Genomic DNA, 22,600 nt, shown 5'->3' with positions numbered 1-22,600 from the left:
ATTTTTACGTCGTAAGACACAAATTCCCCAGGAATGGTATCACAAGTAACACGAGGCATTAAAATATCAGTATCTACCAGTTTTGAAGGCACTTACTTCAAGAACTACAAGATACAATTTGCCTTTTCTTATGAGATAACCATAGAAAATCACGGCAAAGATTCGGTACAGCTCAACACCCGCCACTGGGAGATATTCGACTCGCTTAATGACATCGAAATTGTAGATGGCGAGGGCGTTATCGGTAAAAAACCGGTGCTTAAGCCGGGCGAAAAGCATACCTACAGCTCCGGCTGCCTGCTGGCTTCTCCTTTTGGGGCAATGCGTGGCTATTTCAGCATGGTGAACTTTACCACTACCCGCACTTTTAAGGTTATAGTGCCTACTTTCAGGCTGAGCGCTCCTTTTGCGTTGAATTAATAATTTAAGTCGGGATTAGCTTGCATTTTTCAAAATTCAGTCTCATCTCTTTTGCAGAACAATTTAGGTTGACAATCTGAAATTACACATCCACCTGATTTGTAATTTTTCATGTCGGCTTCTTTTCCCTGTTCGTTCATTATCAATCCATAAACAATCGGAATCACATAATCTTTTTTGCAGCAAATTGGACAGGTATCACTTTTGCCATATGGGCAATTTGGCGAATATGGAAGATTAAGATTTTTAGTTTCTCCCTTATTTAAATAAAATCTGTAAAATATGTTATTAGGATAAGACCGAGGAGAGAGATATAGCCTTATAGTATCCGATACAATATTTGTAAATTCAAATTTCAAATTAGAATCGACTTTTACACTATCAATGTAAGTCTTCGATTTAACTATTACATATGTTTTTTGAGAAACGGATTCTTTAGAGTCCAAATCATTAAGTATAAGCCGGCCATTTATTTTACCTAAATCCTGGCTGTAAAAAATAAATATATTAAATAAAAAAACAAGTATCAGTAATCTTTTGGCATTCATAATTATTATGGCTTTTTATTACAAACCTTTATTAATCATTATTGACATTAATTGTAGTAGCATCTTTTCTTTTTGCATGTAAAGGTAATTATTCCTTATACGTGGCAAGAAATCATTTCTATATTTACAGCAGTTTGGTAAAAACACGTAATATTTCAAAACCTTAGAGATTAGCAAAGTTCATTTATATTCAATAATTCCTCTTTTTTGTTGCTGTATTTGCAAATACGGGATTGATAATTTCTCGTATATTTGCAATACCAAAATTTAATCCTTTAAACTACATACAATTATGCCAAAAGGAATATACAATGTACCCAAAGCAATTAACGAACCCGTTAAATCTTACGCTCCCGGAACCAAAGAGAGGGAACAGGTACTTGCCACTTTCAAAGAAATGTACAATACCAGTGTGGATGTGCCGCTATACATTGGCAGCGAAGAGATCCGCACCGGGAAAACCAAAACCATAAACCCACCGTTCGACCATAAGAAAACCGTGGGCCAATACCATGAGGCTGAAAAGCAGCATGTAGAGCAGGCTATCGCAGCCGCGCTTTCTGCAAAGAAAAAATGGGCCTCTATGGCATGGGAGCACAGGGCTTCGATATTCCTTAAGGCTGCCGAGCTGCTTGCCGGGCCTTACCGTTCCAAAATAAATGCGGCTACCATGATCGCGCAGGCGAAGACAGTTCACCAGGCTGAGATCGATTCGGCGTGCGAGCTTATTGATTTCCTTCGCTTCAACGTGCAGTTCATGGCACAGATCTATGCCGAGCAGCCGGTATCGTCTGAAGGGATATGGAACCGCATGGAGCACCGCCCGCTGGAAGGCTTTGTATACGCTGTTACACCATTCAACTTTACCGCTATTGCCGGGAACCTGCCTTCTGCCCCTGCCCTGATGGGTAATGTAGTGGTTTGGAAACCGAGCGCCGGACAGGTATACAGCGCCAACGTAATTATGGAAGTGTTCAAGCTTGCAGGGTTGCCTGACGGCGTTATCAACATGGTTCACGGTAGCGCTTCGATGATAAGCGATGTGCTTATCTCCAGCCCTGATTTTGCAGGAGTGCATTTTACAGGTTCAACCGGTGTTTTCAATGACATCTGGACAAGCATTGGGAAAAATATCAGCAATTACAAGACCTACCCAAGGATAGTAGGCGAAACAGGCGGAAAAGATTTCGTTGTGGCACACCCGTCATCTATTCCTGCTGAAGTAGCTACAGCACTTTCAAGGGGCGCTTTCGAATACCAGGGACAGAAATGTTCGGCTGCATCAAGAGCTTACCTTCCAAAGTCGCTTTGGCCGGCAATTAAAGAGCATTTGCTTAACGATATGGCTTCCTTTAAAATGGGCTCGCCGGAAGACCCGTCCAACTTTGTTTCTGCCGTAATACACGAAGCTTCTTTTGATAAGCTTGCAAAATATATTGATGAAGCTAAGAATGCTCCGGATGCCGAGGTTATAGCAGGCGGCGGTTATGATAAATCCAAAGGCTGGTTCATTGAGCCTACGGTTATCGTGACGACCAATAAAAAATATGATACGCTTTGCACTGAATTGTTCGGGCCGGTACTGACCATTTATATTTATGAAGACAGCCAGTGGGCAGAAACCCTGAAGCTGGTTGACGAAACTTCGCCATACGCACTTACAGGAGCTATTTTCAGCCAGGACCGCTATGCTATTGAAGAGGCTACGAAAGCGCTTGAGAACAGTGCAGGTAACTTCTACATCAACGATAAGCCTACAGGCGCCGTAGTGGGCCAACAACCTTTTGGGGGTGCAAGGGCATCTGGAACCAACGACAAAGCCGGATCGATACTGAACCTGCTTCGCTGGGTATCGCCAAGGACTATAAAAGAAACATTTGTACCGCCTAGTGATTACAGGTACCCGTTTTTGGGATAATACGTGATGATATGAATAAAAAAAGTTCCCGTAATGCGGGAACTTTTTTGTTGTTATATGGTAGAGACGCAGTGCCTGCGTCTAACATAATCATTTGACCATTAGGCGAGACGCAGGCACTGCGTCTCTACCAGTACGGTTTTAAGGAATTTACGTTATTAGAATGCCGTACTGATCTGCATTGACACCCCGGTACTTTCGGGTACGAAGCGGCATACACCGCCCACACACACAAGTCCGCCACGCTGCCTTCCGTAATTGAGAGCTACACGCGTTGCGCCTATCCTGTAGGCACCACCCACATTGTAGTAGTGGATGCGCCTGTTCGGGTCGTCATTACCATAGTTCATAATATCCCATACATAGAACGAGTACTTATCGTTGAGGTTAAGTTCTACAGTACCGCCTGCCCAGTTCTTGAAATCGGCATCGGCCCACATGTGCTCGGCCTCCACCCGTATCGATTTTGAAGGCGTGAAATTATAGGTTGCCTCGCCGGTAACGATGTTGGTTTTTACCAGTTCGCCGCCCTGAAGCCATTCTTTGTTATAATACTGGTTCACATATTCAAAAGCGGTATGCCATGTTTCGGAAAGCTGCTTTTTGATCTCGATATTATAATCTGAGAAATACTTGGTGCCTACCCCAAAGAATTTTGTATCATACTGTGCCGGGTTGAACCTGTACTGCCCCGGAAGGTTGTACCAGCTCGAAACATTGACAGCTACTTTGGTGCCGTACTTTCCGCCGAACATGGTTTCTTTGGCAAAATCATAAAACACATCCAACTGGCCGCCGGTCTCACCTGCCATCATAATGGTAGGGTCTACAAAGCTCACCCTGCCTTGCGCCTGGTACACATATATGTTTGCCAGGTTAGAGTGGTGCTGCTTGGTTAATGCCGGTGTAAAGCTGAGTATTTTGTCATTAAAGTTAAGGCTGGTAGAGATACCGTCGCCCACACTGGTAGGGGTTCTTTCGGAAAGGAAGCCCATGTTTTCCATGCGGCGTAGGGTAGCATCGATACCAAGGCCTTCTTTAGAATAGCCGAAATTAAGCAGTAACGCGTTGCCCGGCTTAATGAAATCGTAGTTCAGCGTATTTAGGGCATTAAGAAGGATGTCTTTTTGTTTGTAATCAAATTCACCCGACACATAAAAAGCATTATGTATAAAGTTCACCCTGCCGGAAAAAGCATTGGTAAGCTCATCAACGGGTGGGTTGGGCATATCTATCTTTTCATAGCGGCCTACGTAGCTTGCGCCTACAGAGAGGTCGGACGACTCGAACTTAAAAAGGCTGTTGAGGTTAAAATCGGAATCAAAGCCATACACATCGCCATGCGATACATCAAAACCGGAACGCTGGCGACCGTATAAAGCCGTAAGCCTGACATTATCAGACGGGCGGTATAGTATCCTTCCGCCACGAAGGGCCGTATTGATACCCAGTGCCCTGTCTTCCCACGCGCGCAGCAAAAGCCCGCTGCCGAACTGCTCATAAAAGTAGCCCGCAGTTGCTTCGAATTTACTTGTCTTATAGCTGGCATAATAGGTGCCGATGCCTGTGCCCTTAAAGCCCGGGTTGTAATTTAAAAGCGCATTGGGCTCATAGGCCTCTGCCTGTATCCCTGCGCTAAAATTGCCTATCTGGTAATTAACCAAAAGGTAGTTATTGGACCGTACAGGGTCTTTGGGGTGCGAAAGGTTCCTTTCTTTATCGTTGAGGTACCACTGGGAATTCGACTCGAATCCGCCGAACACTTTTCCGTAGTCCTTTTTTTGTATGGAATCGTTTTCCTGTGCCCAAAGGTTCCCTACCGATAGCGGCAGCAATAGTAAAAGTAATTTCCTCATCAATCTATAGTGTCTTCAGTTTAGCATATAGCTCCTTCTCAGCGCCCTGGCTATAGCCGTTGTGCACATAAACCACTTTTTTATTCTTAACTACAACGGTGTAAGGCACATTGGCAATAGCTAGTGCCCTCTTAAGGTCCTGATTGGTATCGAGAAGTACCGTATAAGGCCATTTCTTGCCGTTAAGGAGTGGCTTTACGCGTTTTTGCGTACGGGTATCATCTATAGATACAGCAATAACCTCCATGTTCAGCTCCTTAGACCATTCGGCATAATGCTGATTGATCGCATCAAGCTCGTTGATGCACGGAACGCACCATGTTGCCCAAAAAGTAAATACATAGATCTTGTCTTTTTCGGCAAAGTCGTTTTTTACATTATAGCTTTTGTTGTTTTCTGATTTAAGGCTCACATTCGGCATTTCTTTCTGTGCATAAACAGAAGCCGTAAGGAAGAAAAACAGTACCAGTAATTTTTTCATTGTTGTTTAGTTAAAATAGACATAAATAGTTGCGTGGCAATATTAAAAAAATTTTATCTGCGAAAGGCCGTTTTTTGCTAAAATTATAACCCTATAGGGATGGTAGAAATATAAAAATCACAAAGATAGGGGTGAAAACATGCTTTTTATAACATTTTTCGCATCGCATTATTAAGATTTAATGTTTTTTTAAACATTTTACCGCATTTTTTTCTGTGTAACAATTTTTTTACATAATTTTCGCCTCAATTCCAAGCGAATAACTATAACTATTAAACTTGAACATATGAAAAAAAATTTACTCTTAGGATTACTTTTAGCCGCAGGGCTAACAGCGTCGGCACAGATTTCGGGGGACGGAAATCCACTTGCCGACGGTTCTATCGCACCTGACTTTACTGCTACCGATATCAACGGTGTACAATACTCACTGTATTCCCAATATCTTAATGCAGGCAAAAGCGTTGTTATCGATTTCTCAGCTACCTGGTGTGCACCATGCTGGAATTACCACAAGACCCATGCACTTGCCGATTTCTATGAGGCTTACGGCCCTAACGGTTCAAATGAGGCAATGGTATTTTTTATAGAAGGTGATATTGCCAATACTAACACCGCCAACCTTTATGGGGTACAGGGGCCAATCTCTCCAAGCCAGGGCAACTGGACTCTTGGAACTCCATACCCTATTATTGAGGATAACGTTGTCATGAATTTGGGCGCTGCGAACCACTATGACATTGATTTTTTTCCGACAGTGTATGTTATATGTAAAGAAACAAAAACTACCACGTATGCAGACCACCTGAATGCTGCACAGCTTAAAGAAGTTATTAATAGCGGCTGCCAGACACTTGTAGGAACACAAAACTTTGGCCATATCGAGCAATCTGCTGCTGCTGTAAGGCTTTGTACTGTTGGCGATGCGGTGCAGGTTCAGGGCAAGCTTAAAAACTTTGGCGAGAACAATATTACTACAGCAACAGTTGTATTAAAAGACAATACAGGCGCTGTTGTAGCAACACAAACATACAATGGTAACTTCCCTCAGTTTAACAATGCGGCATCTATCAACTTCAACAATGTTGTGTTGAACCCGGAATCTACCTATACTATGGAGATCACTTCGATAAACGGCAGCACGCCAGCCCACCCTGAGGCAGCCACTGCACCTGTAGCGTTCTCAGTAGCAGGCGTAGCACCAAATAATAATATCGAAGTAAGGGTACATACAGACAACTACCCTCATGAAATAACATGGCAGATTAAAAACAGTGCAGGTACTCTTGTTGCTTCAGGAGGACCTTACCTTGAAGGCCCGGGAGAATATGGCGCAGGAGGTGCTGATGCAAACACTGTAAAAATACACAATGTAACGTTGCCAGGCACCAGCCCTGAGTGCTTTACACTTGTAGTAAAAGACGCTGCGGGTGACGGATGGTCTGCCGGAGACGGTGGTATTGAGATCTATTCTAACGGAGTAGCAGCCTACCAAAACCTTAACATAGGTAATTTCGGATCGACACTTTCAACTCCAAAAGCTTTCAGGGCTATGGGAACCCTTGGCACTGAAACCATTACTAATGAGACTTTCGCTATGTACCCTAACCCTACAACAGGTATCCTTAACTTTACAACACAGGAAACTGTAGACGTAACGGTTCTTGACCTTACAGGCAAAGTAGTATACACTGCTAAAGGCATAGAGAATGGTGGTTCTGTAAACCTTGGATCGCTACAGAGCGGCATGTATATCGCCAAAATAAAAGGGCTTACATCTGAAAAGATCGAAAAGATCGTTATAGAGTAATTCTGTACTACTGAAATATTTATTATGCTATCGGGAATAAGAAATTAGGCCCGATAGCTTTTTACTTAAAAAACAATTGCAACTATTTTAAATTAAACAAGATCATGAAGAAAATTATTTTAATGGCCGGGCTATTATTATGCGGGATTGCACAGGCACAAATAATAGAGGTAACAGAAAGGAATGAGCAGACTGTAAATGAAGGATATATATATGTAACACATACAATTGTACCACAAAACTATACTGAAATGCCCTTGCATGTAACCAATATATCTGATGCGACGATTAACCTGAAGTTAAAGGTTGTGTCAATGGAAAACACCACTGGTAATTCCGAGAGTACACAGTTTTGTTTTGGCGGGACTTGCTATACCCATTTTACCTCTGGTGGCACCGTACCAAACAACCCTGTGACGGGACTGACACTTGCTCCGGGAGATTCAAACTTTGATGGAGATCATTTTTATCTTGGTGAGGCTATAATAGATCCAACCCAGGATGTGGTAGTAAACCTTGCCTTTATACAGGTTGACAACACCGGTGCGCAAATAGGCGAGAATTTATTGAATTTTACCTATAGGTATGCACCAACAGCAGGCACAACCGATTTCACTGCTTTGAAAAACATGGGTATTACCCTTAAAAATACAGTAGTGAGCGGCCAGCTGGAACTTTCTGCAACCCAGAATGTAAAAATGGAACTTATCAATATGGCAGGCCAGGTTGTAAAAACAGAGAGCATCAAAGAAGGCTCACAATCAGCCGACCTTTCAGGCCTCAGCGCTGCGGTTTATTTTGCAAGGTTTACCACCGAAGACAACAAGTCTTCGCAGATAAGGATCGTAAAAAATTAAATACCAGCCTAACCGGCTGCAATGAATGACAATGAAAAAGAATATTATACTGCTATTTATCGCGTTCGCTTTTTGTGGCTGCTCAACGGATTATACGGTACTAAAGTCGGTAGAGGGCGTTGTGCTGACTGCTGACAGTTCCATAAAGATCACCGGGGAGACCGTTACTTTTACGGTAAAAGATAATAACAACAATGATGTGACCGGTGAAGCGGATTTTTCTGTAAATGGCTCTCCGATCGAGGGAAATACCCTTACATCGTCTGAAACAGGTGATTTTAAGATTAAGGCAGTGATCGGGACGGTTTCAGATACGATAACTGTACACTATCATGATGGCTCCGAGACCAATTTTGTAAAACGTGTGCTTATTGAGGACTATACCGGCACATGGTGTGGCTACTGCCCACGCGTGGCTTACGGCATCGAGTTGGCTAAGCAGCAAAGCGACAAAGTAGTGGCAGTATCCATACACAGGCCGAGTTCAAATGTTTCGAGTTCTGTATATGACCCATACAATTACGATACTTCGGAACTTGAAAATACACTTGGCGCCGAGGGATACCCTAAAGGCTTCCTGAACCGCAAAACGCAATGGACTTTCCCTGAACCGGAAAATATTGCGCAGGTAATCGGGCTTACGCAGGGCAATAATCCTAAAATGGGACTGGCGCTGGAAACATCGGTTAGCGGCAGCACGATGAATGTGAATGTGAACGTAAAGTTCAGCAGCAACTTCAGCAACCTGAAGCTGGTGGTTTATGTACTGGAAAACGGGCTTATCTATGATCAGCACAATTACACCACGTATTATGACGGTGTTGACCTGCTGGAAGATTTCCACCACAACCACGTGCTGAGGGCGGTGCTTACGCCACTTTTGGGTGAAGCCATTGACAGCAGCGAAACGGTGGTGAACAATGTGTACACCAAATCGTTTAGCGTCCCAGTTCCGGCAAATATAGCGAATGCTGCCAATATAGAGTTTGTGGCTTTTGTCATCGATGCTAATGGCAATGCTGTGAATGTAAGGGAAGCATTCCCCAATGTAAGCCAGGATTTTGAAGAGCTTTAAAATTGATTTTTACCTTAGATAAAATGCCTCCATGATCGGAGGCATTTTTTATGCTTTATATTTCAGCGGCAGGTGTACTACCTTTTTTGTCTCAAAAAATTCATCTTTAAAGTAATCGGAGAGGTTGTATTGGGTAGCTTTAGGGAAATCCTGCAGCTCTTCGGACAGGTCGCCGCCCTTGAGATAGAGTATGCCATTCTTCAGTTCATGCTGCTGCTTTTTCTTTATCTTATCTTTTACCCATGTAACGAAGTCGGGCATATTGGTCACGGCGCGGCTTACAATAAAATCGAAATCCTGTTTTACATTTTCGGCCCGCATCTGCTCGGCCTTCACGTTTTCAAGTCCGAGTGCATTTGCCACTTCCTGCACTACCTTTATTTTTTTTGCAATAACATCGATCAGGTAAAAATTAGCCTCTGGAAATAAGATCGCAAGCGGGATCCCGGGGAAGCCGCCACCCGTGCCTACATCGAGCACATCGGCACCGGGCTTAAACTCCATAACCTTTGCGATACCGAGCGAATGCAGCACATGCTTTGTATAAAGGGAGTCGATATCCTTCCTTGAAATAACATTAATCTTTGCGTTCCAGTCTTCGTATAATGCTGCTAATTTTTCAAACTGCTGTACCTGTATTTCGCTAAGATCCGGGAATTGCCTGATTATCTCCTCCATTATTTTACTTTTCGCAAAAGTAATGAATTGACGTGATATTTATCACTTAGTTTGGTTTCAGTATTGATTATGACTACCTTTGGAACTTAAGTTATAATAATTTTTCATGAATATTTCCCCTCCCGTTTTTTCTAAAAACGACTCTATAAAATTTTTCAGGACGCTCAATAAACGCGTAAACGACTACTTTAAGGAAAACAACCTTAAGAAAACAGGCAACTGGAAGCTGCACCTCAAAGCGGTAATTATGTTCTCGCTTTTCTTTGCCCCGTATTTTGTAATCCTTACACTGGATATTCCCCTATGGATCCATCTACTGCTTACTATAGTAATGGGCATCGGGATGGCGGGCATCGGGATGAACGTAATGCACGATGGCAACCACGGCTCTTACTCGTCCAAATCATGGCTTAACAAATTGATGGGCAGCAGCCTTTACATCCTTGCGGGCAATGTAAACAACTGGCAGATACAGCACAATGTACTCCACCATACGTATACTAACATACACGGACACGACGAAGACCTCGATGCCGGCCGCGTAATCCGTTTTACGCACAGCGCAGAATGGAGCTGGTTCCACAAATTCCAGCATTATTATTCTATTTTCCTTTACGGATTGCTTACGTTCAACTGGGCTATCACTACCGATATTAAGCAAATGAGGCGTTATATAAAAAGAGGGCTTTCCTACGGTAAATTCCAAAGCCCGATAAAACAATGGACGATACTCGTGATCACAAAGATCATTTATGTTACCGTGTGGCTGGCACTCCCGATGCTGTTAGGCATTCCGTGGTGGGAAGTGCTGGCAGGCTTTTTTGTAATGCATTATGTTGCCGGGCTTATATTAAGCATCGTATTCCAGCTGGCGCACGTTGTTGAAGAAACCGCCAACCCTATACCCGGCGAGAACGGTGAAATGGAGAATACCTGGGCAATACACCAGCTATACACTACGGCAAATTTTGCCCCGAAAAACAAAATCATCAACTGGTTTACCGGAGGGCTGAACCACCAGATAGAGCATCATATCTTCCCGAACATTAGCCATGTACACTATGGTAAGATTGCCGAGATCGTAAAGCAGACCGCTAAAGAGCACAACCTGCCGTACCACGAATTCAAAACGATGAGGGGCGCTGTAGCTGCCCACTTCAGGCATCTTAAAGAACTGGGAATGAAACCTGCCATAAGCTAATAAATTTCAACCTATAACACAAACTACACTAAGCATGAACCCGCTTTCTGACAGAATCAATAACCTATCTACCTCACAAACCCTTGCCATGGCAGCCAAAGCCAGGGAGCTTAAAGCACAGGGAAAAGACATTATAAGCCTTAGCCTTGGCGAACCGGATTTCAACACGCCGGATTTTATCAAGGAAGCTGCCATACAGGCTATCCATGATAATTACAGCACCTACTCGCCTGTAGATGGCTACATGGAACTGAAAGAAGCCATTTGCAGGAAATTCAAAAGGGATAACGACCTTGAGTATAAGCCTTCGCAGATCGTGGTATCCACAGGGGCAAAGCAATCGCTGTACAACATCGGGCAGGTAATGCTGAACGATGGCGACGAGGTGATACTGCCTGCACCCTACTGGGTAAGCTACTATGAGATCATTAAGCTTTCGGGCGGTGTGCCGGTAGAAGTGCCTACATCTGTAGATACTGATTTCAAAATCACTCCGGAACAGCTGGAAGCAGCCATCACCCCAAAGACAAAAATGATGTGGTTCAGCTCGCCATGTAACCCGAGCGGATCGGTTTACAGCCGTGAGGAGCTCACTGCGATTGGCAAAGTGCTGGACAAATACCCAAATATCTATATCGTATCCGATGAGATCTATGAGCACATCAATTTCTCAGGTACTTTTTGCAGCATCGCATCGATACCGGGACTGTTCGACAGGACCATAACCGTGAATGGTGTAGCGAAAGCCTTTGCCATGACCGGATGGAGAATCGGGTACATCGGCGCACCGGAATTTATTGCCAAAGCCTGTACTAAAATGCAGGGCCAGGTAACCAGCGGCGCCAACAGCATTGCACAGCGTGCCACGATTACCGCTGTTGATGCCGACCCATCAGTACTTAAAGACATGGTAGCCGCTTTTCATAGCAGGAGGGATCTTGTTGTAGGCTTGCTGAAAGAGATACCCGGCGTAAAGATCAACGTGCCGGAAGGGGCATTTTATGTTTTCCCTGATATATCTTCTTTCTTTGGCAAAACATTGAAGGGTATAAAAATCAATAATGCTGACGACCTGAGCATGTACCTGCTGGAGCATGCCAATGTAGCAACAGTGACCGGTGATGCATTTGGAAACCCTGACTGCATCCGTTTTTCTTACGCCACCAGCGAAGACCTGCTCACAGAAGCATTACGAAGGATAAAAGAAGCGCTTGCTTAAACTCATACTGCCCCTGCCAACGCGGGGGCTTTTTTTATGATTCATTATTAATAGCGTACATTATTTTGTACATTTGCAAGTACAAAATAATTCACTATGAAAACAATAAGTATTACAGATCTCAGAAAGAATTTAAAAGAAACGCTTGATACTGTTATCGATGATAATCAGGAGATCATAGTGCATCGTCCAAATAATGAAGATGTAGTGCTTATTTCATTATCGGATTATAATTCGCTGAATGAGACACTAAAACTGCTTTCTTCCGAAAAAAACCGTTCACGCCTGCTGTTAGGTAAAGAACAATTAAAGCAGGGCAAAACAACAAAAATCAATTTGGATGAGCTTTAGCATCGAGTTTACCGATACGGCATTGGAAGATTATAATTTTTGGAAAAAAACCAATAATACAAGGATTCTAAACAAAATAAAATCGCTGCTGGCCAATATGCAGGAAACGCCTTTTACAGGCATCGGGCAGCCCGAAGCTTTGCGATATGAGCTTAGCGGATATTACAGCCGCAGGATCAATCAGGAACACCGAATAGTATATACGGTAGAAGAAAGTACTATTTATGTAATACAATTGAGAGGTCATTACTAACACTAACCACAACAACACAATGCAAAAGAAAATATTACTATTAGGCTCGGGGGAACTGGGCAAAGAATTTGTTATAGCCGCACAACGCATCGGCCAGAAGGTTATAGCGGTTGACAGCTATGAAAATGCACCCGCCATGCAGGTAGCCCACGGTTTTGAAGTCATTAATATGTTAGACGGAGCTGCCCTTGATGCGATAGTTGCCAAGCATAAGCCTGACTTTATTGTCCCCGAAATCGAAGCCATACGCACCGAACGCTTTTACGATTACGAAAAACAGGGCATTACGGTAGTACCATCGGCTAAAGCGGCCAACTTCACCATGAACCGCAAGGCCATCCGCGACCTGGCTACGAAAGACCTTAGCCTGCGTACAGCCAACTACCGATACGCCACATCAGCGGAAGAGTTGCAAAAAGCTGTTGCCGAAGTGGGCATCCCGTGTGTGGTGAAGCCGCTAATGTCATCTTCCGGCAAGGGACAAAGCACTATAAAAACGGAAGCCGACATTGAAAAAGCATGGAAGTATGCCGTGGAAGGCTCGCGCGGCGATGTGGTGGAAGTGATCGTGGAAGCTTTTGTGAATTTCAATTCGGAGATAACGCTGCTCACTGTGACCCAAAATAACGGCCCTACCCTCTTTTGCCCTCCTATAGGGCACAGGCAGGAACGCGGCGACTACCAGGAAAGCTGGCAGCCCGCCAATGTAACAGATGCCGCTATGGCCGAAGCACAGGATATGGCGCGAAAAGTAACCGAAGCATTGGGTGGTGCAGGGCTTTTCGGCGTGGAATTCTTCCTGGCCGATGAGGGTGTGTATTTCTCGGAACTTTCGCCCCGGCCACACGATACCGGTATGGTGACACTTGCAGGGACGCAGAATTTCAATGAGTTCGAACTGCACCTTCGTGCCATACTCAGCCTCTCTATTGCCGAAGTAACGCTTGAAAAAGCCGGTGCAAGCGCCGTGATACTGGCATCCGGAAATAGCGACAACCCTACCTTTTCAGGAATAGAAAAAATAGCGGCACTTCCTAAAACCGACTTCAGGCTGTTCGGAAAACCTACCTCCCGCCCTTACCGCCGGATGGGTGTGGCATTGGTAAGCGATGTTATCGGTACGCCTGTAGAAGAAATCGTACAAAAGTCGAAAATTGCGGCTGCATTAATAAATGTTAATAAATAATATGTTTTTGGTTATTTTTTTTACCTGAAAAGTATATTTTTACAAAAATTTAACAACCTATATTATGAGAAAATTATTTGCAATGCTGGCGATCATGTCGATCACACTATTTGTATCATGCGGAAAAGAAAGCGGACCTGAAGGTGTAGCGAAGAGTTTTATTGAGAGCACAACAAAAGGAGACTTTGACGAAGCTAAGAAATACTGTGATGAGACTACAGGCCAGATGATTGGCATGGCAGGCGGCATGATGACTCCTGAGCAAAAGGCAGAAGCCAAGAAAAAAGACGTAAAAGTGGAAATCATTTCATCTGACGTAAAAGAAGACAAAGCTGTAGTAAAGTACAAAGTTATTGCTGAAGGAGAAGATTCTGCTGAAAAAACAATGGACCTTAAAAAAGTTGATGGCGACTGGAAAGTTACCATGAACAAAGAAGGCAAAAAATAAATAATACGCCATCGCAATGATGGCTGCTGTTATCATGAAAAAGCGCTACCGCATTAAAAGAATATTTTTAAGCCTGGTAGTGCTTTTTTGTTTTATGCTGATGAGCTATAAAGCCTTTTTTTATTTTGACCACCGGTCGGAACAAAAAGAGATCATCAAAAACCAGGATGTTACACGGCTAAGCAAAGCCGAAATGGCACAGCTGGAAGAAGGGGACTTCATTCTCCGGAGGGGCTTTGGGTTTTTTAGCGACTATATTTCAAAAAACCTGAATGACACGATCAACCACAATACTATTGATGTGACCCATGCCGGCATTATCGTCCGCCGCAATGGGGCACTGCATGTCATTCACTCCTTATCTTCTGATGTTACCAATATCGACGGCCTGCAAATACAGCCATTGGCAGAATTCTTAAACTACTCCGCGCCCGGAAAAATTATTGTTACGCATGTAAAAACCACTGATGCGGCAATGGGCCACAAGGTAGCGCAGCTTGCGGAAGGCTACCTTGCAAAGCACATCCCTTTCGACCATAAAGGTACCATTGACGATGACAGTGAGCTTTTTTGTACCGAACTGATATGGAAAATACTGGAGAAAGACCTTCACTGCGTTACACTACCCTCCGACCCTAAAGTCCGCAAAGATTTTTTCTATTCGATGATGCCAATGTATGATACGGCTTATTTTGATATTAAGATAAATCAGTATATAAGTAAATAAAAAATCCTCCCGAATTACGGAAGGATTTATCATATTGAGACATTGCAATACACCACCTCTGCAACGTTGTTTCATCATGTGTTACTTCTTCCCTATCATCAAATTATCAAAAGTCGTAACATCGATTACGTCTTCATTATCCACATCAAAAGAAATATTGATGCTGTCGCCCACCACCGTTACCGGGAACTCGTTGGACAATTGTGACGAGCCAATGAATATTTTTGGGTAATTGCTTACCGTAAAGTAATAGAAGCTATTGCCGTTCTTGATGTCGCTCTGGATGCGGCCCACCACTGCTTTCAGGGTTTTTCTCGTGTCTTTATCGTCAGGGTTTATGCGGTTACCAGCCATGTTGTACACATTTTTGTAGGACATCAGCGTTTCGCGCATAGTGTTGCCAACACCCACAATGGTATAATCGCCGATGGCCACCATGGCATACATTTTTACCAGTCCGCCGCCATCTTTCAGCGTCATTACATACGTTGGAATGCCATTGATATTATACGGGATAGGCAATGAAGCTTTATATCCCTTTTCCTGTACTTTACCTTCGGCAGAACGCTGTGCAGCATATTCGGTAGCGCCACTTTGGTTGTACATAGTTGCCACCTTGGTTCGGGTATCTACCAGCACAAAACCAACCGCCGATTCTTCCTTACCTACTGATGAAACCCCAGTGTACCAGTACGACCTGCCATCTTCGCCATAAACCAGCGTGAGGTCTTCGGTGATCATCAGCTTATTTTCATTCGAGAAGTTCCAGTAGCCGTGAACGTATTCGCCCCAATCGGAAAGCTGGTCGATGATGAATGATATCGGCTGTATCCTGTCTACCCACTTAGGCGCATCGGCTATGGAATATTCCTCAATAGCGCCAGTCTGTGCATCTACGAGTACGATACCGGTAGCATCGTTACCGCTAAAGCCGATTTCTTTTTTATATCGTGTTGCCACCCAATACGGCTTGCCCTGGTCGTTGATCTCAAAATTGAAATCGGCAAGCCCAACTGTGGCATATCCATTAAAATAAAGGTGCCTTTCTACATAACTGCCAAAATAAGCGCCCGGCTGGTATTTTATCTTAAGGTCTTTGCCACCAAGGTTCTGTACCAGCTTTACGTCGCGCTCGTTGGTAGCCGAAACAATTACATAGCCTTCGGTACCTTCTGAATTATTCAGCCATTTAAAAAAGCCCGAGTGCAACAACGGCGCTACCCAATACAGTTCGTCACCTACTTTCTGTATAAAGAATTCACCCAGTTCCGACTTACTGCCCAGCGCGGGATCGGAGCCTAATATTTTTTCGCCAAGAAGGTGCGCCAACTCCTCATCTACGACCCTTACCTTATTGATGGATATGGGCGCAATGTGGTTTGACATCTCTTTGCCGGAATGCACTTTGCCAATGAGGTTGCGGTACGACTCGCTACGAAACATAGGCAGGGTGGTAAATAAAGGAAATATTACTATGTATACGATCAATATTGCTGCTGCCGCGAAAAGCACCTTATGGAAAGCAGAGAATTTCGGCACCACTTTTTTTGCCGACACCTCGAAACCAGTGAAAAGGATTGCAAGCGAAATAAGGAAAAGCAGGATCACGGCAAAGCCGATGAAGCCATAGCTAATGACCGGCAGGCCGAAATAAAATAGCAGGAAACCGAATAATGCAATAATGAATGCCGCAATGTATTTGTTCATGATGTTTTTTGTGTTTGAAGTATTAGTATGCAAAGAGAGGATAAAGTTACAAATGAAACCATACAGATCACAGATCAAGCCAAAAGCCTACAACTTCCCTTGGGTCATCGTTATCATCTTCAACCTGTTGCAGGTTATCTACAAAATCTTTAAAAGAATTAAAAATAAGGGTCATCTCTTCACCATAATTAGCCTCATGATACCAATAATACATTTTCCCATAATTTGATCTACCAATACCAACGACTATGTGATCGCCAGCACTGCCCTCCATTACCGGAAACACATCATCCGGCAGATATCCTATTATTTGAATGATATCTTTTATATCATTGGCATTTACTATTGACCCCAAACCGATCTTGCCCGAAGATGCTGTCGGAACCAGCTCAACATTTGTAATTTCTATATCATTCTTAAAATATTCCCCACTATGATCTGCCAAAAGATCGAAAATATCCTTCGGCAGGTCAATAGAATGTCGTTTCAAATAGTCTTTGAAGCTATCAACATCAATTTTTGCATCGGGGATACCGCCTAACTTTTCAAAAGACCTTTCATAAGATATATCCATCTTTTTTAGGTTTATTTAGTTTCAACATGATAACTATCCAATCAAATATAAATAATTCCCGTTTTCAGTTAGCATGCTTTTATTCTTATTTTTGTCAAAACAAAACTAACCGAAACAAATATGAAAGCATATGTATTTCCGGGCCAGGGCGCCCAGTTTACCGGGATGGGCAAAGACCTGTATGAAAGCTCGGCAGAAGCAAAGGAACTTTTTGAGAAAGCCAACGAAATACTGGGCTTCCGCATCACGGATATTATGTTTGAAGGCACGGCCGACCAACTGAAAGAGACCAAGGTAACGCAACCTGCGGTATTCCTCCATTCGGTAATAAAGGCCAAAACGCTTGGCGCGGATTTCCAGCCGGAGATGGTAGCCGGGCACTCGCTTGGCGAATTTTCTGCACTTGTGGCTGCCGGTGCGCTGACCTTTGAAGACGGCCTGAAGCTGGTTTCGCAAAGGGCGCTTGCCATGCAGAAAGCGTGTGAGATCACCCCATCTACTATGGCAGCGGTACTAGGCCTTGAAGATAAAGTTGTGGAAGACGTTTGCGCCTCTATTGACGGCGTAGTAGTGCCTGCCAATTATAACTGTCCGGGACAGCTTGTTATCTCGGGTGAGACCTCAGCAGTAGAAAAGGCATGTGAGGCCATGAAGGCTGCGGGTGCCAAAAGGGCATTGATCCTGCCGGTAGGCGGCGCGTTTCACTCACCGATGATGGAGCCTGCGCGCGAAGAGCTTGCTGCAGCCATTGAGAAAACTACATTCTCTAAACCGGTTTGCCCTGTGTACCAAAACGTGACGGCAACCGCAGTGACCGATCCTGAAGACATAAAAGCCAACCTCATCATACAGCTTACTGCACCGGTACGTTGGACACAGAGCGTACAGAACATGATCGCTGACGGCGCTACTTTATTTACCGAAGTGGGCCCGGGCAATGTGCTGCAGGGATTGGTGAAAAAGATAGATAAGGAAGCTGAAACCGCAGGAGCGTAAAAACTGTTACCTACGAAAAGTTAAAGAGCCGTTGCAATGCAACGGCTCTACTATTTATTTTGAAGTCAGTCTTAACTGTAAACTGCGACCTGCCTATGCCGGCAGGCTGTGACTGAAAACTGCGACTGCGACTATTCTTTCCCCCTCACTTTCTGTTCCCATTTCCAGGCAGAAGCCAGGGCATCTTCTAATGAAAGCTCTGCTTTCCAGCCTAGTACATTGTTGGCTTTAGTAGTGTCTGCGTACGCTTCGGTAACATCGCCCGGCCTTTTGGGCACTATCTTATAATTGAGTTTTTGGCCTGTGGCTTTTTCAAAGGCATGTATCACTTCGAGCACACTGCTGCCTTTTCCGGTACCCAAATTAAACACCTCCACCTTCTCGGCATTGGCCTTATTGATAAGGCGCTGTAGGGCAGTAACGTGGGCTTTTGCTAAGTCTACCACATGGATGTAATCGCGGATGCAGGTACCGTCTGGCGTGTTGTAGTCATCCCCGAACACGGATAGCTGCTCCCTCATCCCGATCGCGGTCTGTGTAATGAATGGCACCAGGTTTTGTGGAACCCCAAGTGGCAGCTCCCCTATGTTCGCCGATTCATGCGCGCCGACCGGGTTGAAATACCGCAATAAAATGGCATTGATACTAGTCGCTTTGGCTACGTCCTGTATAATCTCCTCACCTACCTGCTTGGTATTGCCATACGGCGACATTGCAGGCTGTACCGGTGTATCTTCTGAGATGGGCATCTTTTCGGCCTGGCCGTATACAGTGCACGACGAACTGAAGATAAATTGCGCTTCGGGCTTTTTATTTAGTTCCTGCAGCAGGTATACCAGTGAGCCTATATTGTTCTCATAGTATAATAGCGGGTTTTCTACACTTTCGCCAACCGCCTTCGAGGCAGCAAAGTGTATAACGCCCGATACATCGGGATATTTTTTGAAAAATTGCTGTACTGCTGCTTTGTCGCGAAGGTCGATCTTTTCAAACTCCGGTTTTTTTCCTGTAATAGCAGCAATACCATCTACAACACCAGCTTCAGCGTTGGAAAGGTCGTCTATTACTACTACGTCAAAGCCTTCATTCTGCAGTTCTACTACCGTATGCGATCCTATAAACCCAAGGCCGCCGGTTACCAGTATTTTTTTCAAGATTATTAGATTATTAGATTGTTAGACTATCTGGGTTACTTATTTAAAAATTCCAACACGCTATCCGTGATGAACTTTATCTGCTCATCATCCAGTTCGGTATGCATTGGCAGGGAAAGCACTTCTTTAACCAACTGGTTGGTTACCGGGAAATCGGCTTCGTTATAGCGTACATCAGCATAAGCTTTTTGGTTGTGCAGGGGAATAGGGTAATAGATTGCACACGGAATGCCTTTATCTAAAAGGTGCTGCATTAGTGCATCGCGGTCGGCATCAATGATCCTAAGCGTATATTGGTGGAAAACGTGGCTGTCCCTGTCGCCTTTTACTATAGGTGTAATGATATTGTCATGGCCTGCAAAAGCAGCGCTGTACTTTTCGGCAGCTGTTTGCCTGGCATCGTTATAGCCATCAAGCAACGGAAGCTTTGCGTTAAGCACTGCTGCCTGTATGCTGTCGAGCCTTGAGTTCACGCCTACCACATCGTGGTGGTAACGCACATACATGCCGTGGTTTACAATACCGCGAAGTGCGTGGGCAAGGGCATCATCAGTGGTGAATATCGCGCCGCCATCGCCATAGCAGCCCAGATTTTTAGACGGGAAGAATGATGTTGAAGCCACGTGGCCAATCATTCCCACTTTCTTTTTAGACCCACCTGCATATTTATAATTCGCCCCTATAGCCTGCGCATTATCTTCAATTACATACAGGTTATGTTCTTTGGCAAGCGCCATAATAGCTTCCATATCGGCTGCCTGCCCGAACAAATGTACCGGCACGATTGCTTTTGTTTTTGGCGTGATCGCTTTTTTTATCGCTTCTATGGAAATATTGAACGTATCGGCATCCACATCCACCAGGACCGGGGTAAGCTGCAATAACGCAATCACTTCAACCGTGGCAGCAAAGGTAAAATCGGCTGTAATCACCTCATCGCCCGGCTGCAGGCCAAGGCCCATCATAGCTATCTGCAAGGCATCGGTACCATTAGCACAAGGTATTACGTGCTTGCCGCCAAGATAATCTTCCAGGTTTTTCTGGAAGCTTTGTACCTGCGGGCCGTTGATATAGGCAGTATTGTCGAGCACTTCCTGAATGGAAGCATTTACGGTATCTTTTATGCGGTCGTACTGGCTTTTCAGGTCGACCATCTGTATTTTTTTCATTATCTGCGAAGTATTAAAGTCACGCAAAACTACTAATTAAATGACTGCCTGCCAATGAAAATATGTAATTTAGCGCATCAATATTCAAGGCATGCTTTTTATATATAACCTGCTCACCGTAATTGCCGGATGGCACCTGAAACTTATAGCGCTTTTTATACCCAAGATCAAATTGTTCGTAGAAGGCAGGAAAGTGGTTTTCGATACGCTTTCGCAAAAAATTGCCGCTTCGGATAAGGTGATCTGGTTCCATGCCGCCTCGCTGGGCGAATATGAGCAGGGCCTGCCGGTGATGCAAAAAGTAAAAGCCATGTATCCCGGCCACAAGATAGTCGTGTCGTTTTTTTCGCCTTCGGGTTATGAGGTGCGAAAGAACACCAAAGATGCCGATGTAGTGGTTTACCTGCCACTGGATACACTGGCAAATGCCAAAAAATTCGTTGCCCTCGCCCACCCTGAGCTTGTTTTCTTCATCAAATATGAGTTTTGGCCGAATTACCTCAATGAGCTTAGGAAACACAACACGCCTACTTACCTTATTTCGGGGATGTTCAGGGAGAAGCAGGCGTTCTTTAAATGGTATGGTGGTTTTTACAGGGATGCACTGAAGGCGTTCACTCATTTTTTCGTGCAATATGAAAGCTCTAAAAAGCTGCTGCAAACCATAGGGTTTACCAATGCGACCATAAGTGGCGATACCCGCTATGACCGCGTAAGCGAGATACTGGAACGAGACAACAACCTGCCTTTTATAGAAGAGTTTATTGATGGAAAGATCACGGTTGTTTTCGGGAGCTCGTGGCCCAAAGATGAAACGATGTTTACGGATTATATCAATTCGTCCACGGGCACTAAATTTATTATCGCTCCGCATACTTTTGCGCATGTGCCGGCATTGCAGCAAAGCATTACCAAACCAGCTGTTTTATTCACTGAAAAAGAAGGCAAAAACCTTGCGGATTATGATGTACTGATCATCAATACCGTAGGGCTTTTGACCAAAATATACAGCTATGCCGATGTGGCGTATGTAGGCGGCGGGTTCGGCACCGCAGGGTTGCACAATATACTGGAACCTGCGGCTTTCGAGGTACCGGTCATCATTGGGCCCAACCACCAAAAGTTTCCGGAAGCGGTAGCATTGGTAAATATGGGCGGCTGTATTTCCGTTAAAAACAAACAGGAAATGGAAGATGCTTTATCCCTGCTTACCCACAACGATGACCAGCGTTGGGAAACAGGCCATATTGCTGGCACTTTTGTATCGATGAACCGTGGTGCTGTAGGCATCATCATAAACCATATTGCTAATGAAACCGGTGTTTAAGCCTTTCGAACAAGCCGATGCACACGCTGTAGTGGGCATGATGGAAGAATTCTATGCCATCGACAACTACCCTATTGATGCTACGGTGTCGAGGGATTTGTTTTTGGAATTTACAGAGAATGAGAGCCTGGGCCGTGGCTGGGTGATCTTACATGAAGGGAAACCTGTGGGCTATGCAATCCTTACATTCGTTTTTTCGTTTGAATATAAAGGGAGGATCGCGTTTTTGGATGAGCTTTTCATTTCGCCCGATGCACGCGGATTGGGACTGGGCAGGTTAACGTTAGACTTTATATATGAACAGGGAAAATTATTATCTATTAAAATAATTTACCTTGAGATTGAAGGGCATAATGTTGTTGCCCAAAAATTGTATTTGTCTAAAGGGTATACGGTGCATAACAGGGGATTGATGAAGGTGGTGGTGTGATTTCTAATAGCTTATTCAATTCGTCGCAATTTTCCGGCATGAGTGTAGCTCCGCTTGAGGGACAGAAGCGGCATCCCCGCAGCGCAGTGGAGGGATACAGCGTATGGCCCGGCCACTGCGCTGGGTGAAGCCGGGATGTGGCACGCCTAATATAAACTTACCCCTTCGGCATGAGTGAAGCTCAATCTGAAATCTGCCTTCTGAAATCTGAAATA

The 22,600-nt window shown here is 44.3% G+C and carries 23 protein-coding genes; 15 read left to right on the top strand and 8 right to left on the bottom strand.

Annotated elements, in window-relative coordinates:
• Window positions 1-33 precede the first annotated feature (33 nt).
• Complete coding sequence (gene apaG, locus HYN59_RS06960; protein WP_108777585.1) at window positions 34-420, top strand: Co2+/Mg2+ efflux protein ApaG; 387 nt, start codon at window positions 34-36, stop codon at window positions 418-420.
• Between the two features lie 29 nt (window positions 421-449).
• Here apaG and HYN59_RS06955 read toward each other — a convergent pair whose 3' ends face one another.
• Window positions 450-968 (bottom strand): hypothetical protein, encoded by a 519-nt coding sequence (locus HYN59_RS06955; protein WP_108777584.1) that lies wholly within the window; start codon window positions 966-968, stop codon window positions 450-452.
• Between the two features lie 292 nt (window positions 969-1,260).
• Here HYN59_RS06955 and pruA point away from each other — a divergent pair, with 292 nt between their 5' ends.
• Complete coding sequence (gene pruA, locus HYN59_RS06950; protein ID WP_108777583.1) at window positions 1,261-2,886, top strand: L-glutamate gamma-semialdehyde dehydrogenase; 1,626 nt, start codon at window positions 1,261-1,263, stop codon at window positions 2,884-2,886.
• A gap of 158 nt (window positions 2,887-3,044) precedes the next feature.
• Here pruA and HYN59_RS06945 read toward each other — a convergent pair whose 3' ends face one another.
• A complete protein-coding gene (locus HYN59_RS06945; RefSeq protein WP_108777582.1) occupies window positions 3,045-4,742 on the bottom strand; it encodes a DUF6029 family protein in 1,698 nt (565 codons plus the stop codon).
• A 4-nt stretch (window positions 4,743-4,746) separates the two neighbouring features.
• Window positions 4,747-5,223, bottom strand: a complete 477-nt coding sequence (locus tag HYN59_RS06940; protein ID WP_108777581.1) for a TlpA family protein disulfide reductase — start codon at window positions 5,221-5,223, stop codon at window positions 4,747-4,749.
• A 286-nt stretch (window positions 5,224-5,509) separates the two neighbouring features.
• Between HYN59_RS06940 and HYN59_RS06935 the strand changes: the two genes are divergently transcribed.
• The 3 genes from HYN59_RS06935 (at window position 5,510) to HYN59_RS06925 (ending at window position 8,965) form a co-directional block, all read left to right on the top strand.
• On the top strand, window positions 5,510-7,033 hold the full coding sequence (locus tag HYN59_RS06935; RefSeq protein WP_108777580.1) for a T9SS type A sorting domain-containing protein: 1,524 nt from the start codon (window positions 5,510-5,512) through the stop codon (window positions 7,031-7,033).
• 104 nt (window positions 7,034-7,137) lie between these two features.
• Window positions 7,138-7,890, top strand: coding sequence for a T9SS type A sorting domain-containing protein (locus tag HYN59_RS06930; RefSeq protein ID WP_108777579.1), 753 nt, complete (start codon window positions 7,138-7,140; stop codon window positions 7,888-7,890).
• 31 nt (window positions 7,891-7,921) lie between these two features.
• Window positions 7,922-8,965 (top strand): Omp28-related outer membrane protein, encoded by a 1,044-nt coding sequence (locus HYN59_RS06925; protein WP_181369525.1) that lies wholly within the window; start codon window positions 7,922-7,924, stop codon window positions 8,963-8,965.
• Between the two features lie 48 nt (window positions 8,966-9,013).
• Here the strand turns inward: HYN59_RS06925 and rsmG are convergent, their stop codons facing one another.
• A complete protein-coding gene (gene rsmG / locus HYN59_RS06920; RefSeq protein ID WP_108777577.1) occupies window positions 9,014-9,643 on the bottom strand; it encodes a 16S rRNA (guanine(527)-N(7))-methyltransferase RsmG in 630 nt (209 codons plus the stop codon).
• Window positions 9,644-9,749: 106 nt separating this feature from the next.
• On the opposite strand from rsmG, the gene HYN59_RS06915 reads away from it, so the two are divergent.
• The 7 genes from HYN59_RS06915 (at window position 9,750) to HYN59_RS06885 (ending at window position 15,028) form a co-directional block, all read left to right on the top strand.
• Window positions 9,750-10,844: a fatty acid desaturase family protein gene (locus HYN59_RS06915; RefSeq protein ID WP_108777576.1), complete on the top strand. Its 1,095-nt coding sequence runs from the start codon at window positions 9,750-9,752 to the stop codon at window positions 10,842-10,844.
• A gap of 34 nt (window positions 10,845-10,878) precedes the next feature.
• On the top strand, window positions 10,879-12,063 hold the full coding sequence (locus HYN59_RS06910) for a pyridoxal phosphate-dependent aminotransferase (RefSeq protein WP_108777575.1): 1,185 nt from the start codon (window positions 10,879-10,881) through the stop codon (window positions 12,061-12,063).
• A gap of 96 nt (window positions 12,064-12,159) precedes the next feature.
• Window positions 12,160-12,414 (top strand): type II toxin-antitoxin system Phd/YefM family antitoxin, encoded by a 255-nt coding sequence (locus HYN59_RS06905; protein ID WP_108777574.1) that lies wholly within the window; start codon window positions 12,160-12,162, stop codon window positions 12,412-12,414.
• Window positions 12,404-12,667, top strand: a complete 264-nt coding sequence (locus tag HYN59_RS06900; protein WP_108777573.1) for a Txe/YoeB family addiction module toxin — start codon at window positions 12,404-12,406, stop codon at window positions 12,665-12,667. The genes HYN59_RS06905 and HYN59_RS06900 overlap by 11 nt, the downstream gene beginning before the upstream one ends.
• Before the next feature lie 19 nt (window positions 12,668-12,686).
• Window positions 12,687-13,853 (top strand): formate-dependent phosphoribosylglycinamide formyltransferase, encoded by a 1,167-nt coding sequence (gene purT, locus HYN59_RS06895; protein ID WP_108777572.1) that lies wholly within the window; start codon window positions 12,687-12,689, stop codon window positions 13,851-13,853.
• Window positions 13,854-13,917: 64 nt separating this feature from the next.
• Window positions 13,918-14,301, top strand: coding sequence for a DUF4878 domain-containing protein (locus tag HYN59_RS06890; RefSeq protein ID WP_108777571.1), 384 nt, complete (start codon window positions 13,918-13,920; stop codon window positions 14,299-14,301).
• 16 nt (window positions 14,302-14,317) lie between these two features.
• Window positions 14,318-15,028 carry a YiiX/YebB-like N1pC/P60 family cysteine hydrolase gene (locus HYN59_RS06885; protein WP_108777570.1) on the top strand — a complete coding sequence of 237 codons (711 nt, stop codon included), beginning with the start codon at window positions 14,318-14,320 and terminating at the stop codon, window positions 15,026-15,028.
• An 81-nt stretch (window positions 15,029-15,109) separates the two neighbouring features.
• Here the strand turns inward: HYN59_RS06885 and HYN59_RS06880 are convergent, their stop codons facing one another.
• Together HYN59_RS06880 and HYN59_RS06875 are read right to left on the bottom strand one after the other, a co-directional pair.
• A complete protein-coding gene (locus tag HYN59_RS06880; RefSeq protein WP_108777569.1) occupies window positions 15,110-16,735 on the bottom strand; it encodes a hypothetical protein in 1,626 nt (541 codons plus the stop codon).
• Between the two features lie 67 nt (window positions 16,736-16,802).
• Window positions 16,803-17,309: an SMI1/KNR4 family protein gene (locus HYN59_RS06875; RefSeq protein WP_108777568.1), complete on the bottom strand. Its 507-nt coding sequence runs from the start codon at window positions 17,307-17,309 to the stop codon at window positions 16,803-16,805.
• 120 nt (window positions 17,310-17,429) lie between these two features.
• Here HYN59_RS06875 and fabD point away from each other — a divergent pair, with 120 nt between their 5' ends.
• Complete coding sequence (gene fabD, locus HYN59_RS06870) at window positions 17,430-18,305, top strand: ACP S-malonyltransferase (RefSeq protein WP_108777567.1); 876 nt, start codon at window positions 17,430-17,432, stop codon at window positions 18,303-18,305.
• A 131-nt stretch (window positions 18,306-18,436) separates the two neighbouring features.
• On the opposite strand, the gene galE is transcribed toward fabD, so the two are convergent.
• Window positions 18,437-19,459 carry a UDP-glucose 4-epimerase GalE gene (gene galE, locus HYN59_RS06865; protein WP_108777566.1) on the bottom strand — a complete coding sequence of 341 codons (1,023 nt, stop codon included), beginning with the start codon at window positions 19,457-19,459 and terminating at the stop codon, window positions 18,437-18,439.
• A 35-nt stretch (window positions 19,460-19,494) separates the two neighbouring features.
• Complete coding sequence (locus HYN59_RS06860; protein WP_108777565.1) at window positions 19,495-20,628, bottom strand: DegT/DnrJ/EryC1/StrS family aminotransferase; 1,134 nt, start codon at window positions 20,626-20,628, stop codon at window positions 19,495-19,497.
• Window positions 20,629-20,719: 91 nt separating this feature from the next.
• Here HYN59_RS06860 and HYN59_RS06855 point away from each other — a divergent pair, with 91 nt between their 5' ends.
• On the top strand, window positions 20,720-21,955 hold the full coding sequence (locus HYN59_RS06855; protein ID WP_108777564.1) for a 3-deoxy-D-manno-octulosonic acid transferase: 1,236 nt from the start codon (window positions 20,720-20,722) through the stop codon (window positions 21,953-21,955).
• On the top strand, window positions 21,939-22,385 hold the full coding sequence (locus tag HYN59_RS06850; protein WP_245895677.1) for a GNAT family N-acetyltransferase: 447 nt from the start codon (window positions 21,939-21,941) through the stop codon (window positions 22,383-22,385). The genes HYN59_RS06855 and HYN59_RS06850 overlap by 17 nt, the downstream gene beginning before the upstream one ends.
• Window positions 22,386-22,600 lie beyond the last annotated feature (215 nt).

Origin of the sequence: Flavobacterium album, from assembly GCF_003096035.1 — a bacterium.
In the GTDB taxonomy this organism is placed as follows: domain Bacteria; phylum Bacteroidota; class Bacteroidia; order Flavobacteriales; family Flavobacteriaceae; genus Flavobacterium; species Flavobacterium album.
The sequence above is the reverse complement of the archived record's forward strand: the minus strand, read 5'-3'. Positions and strand labels throughout refer to the sequence as shown.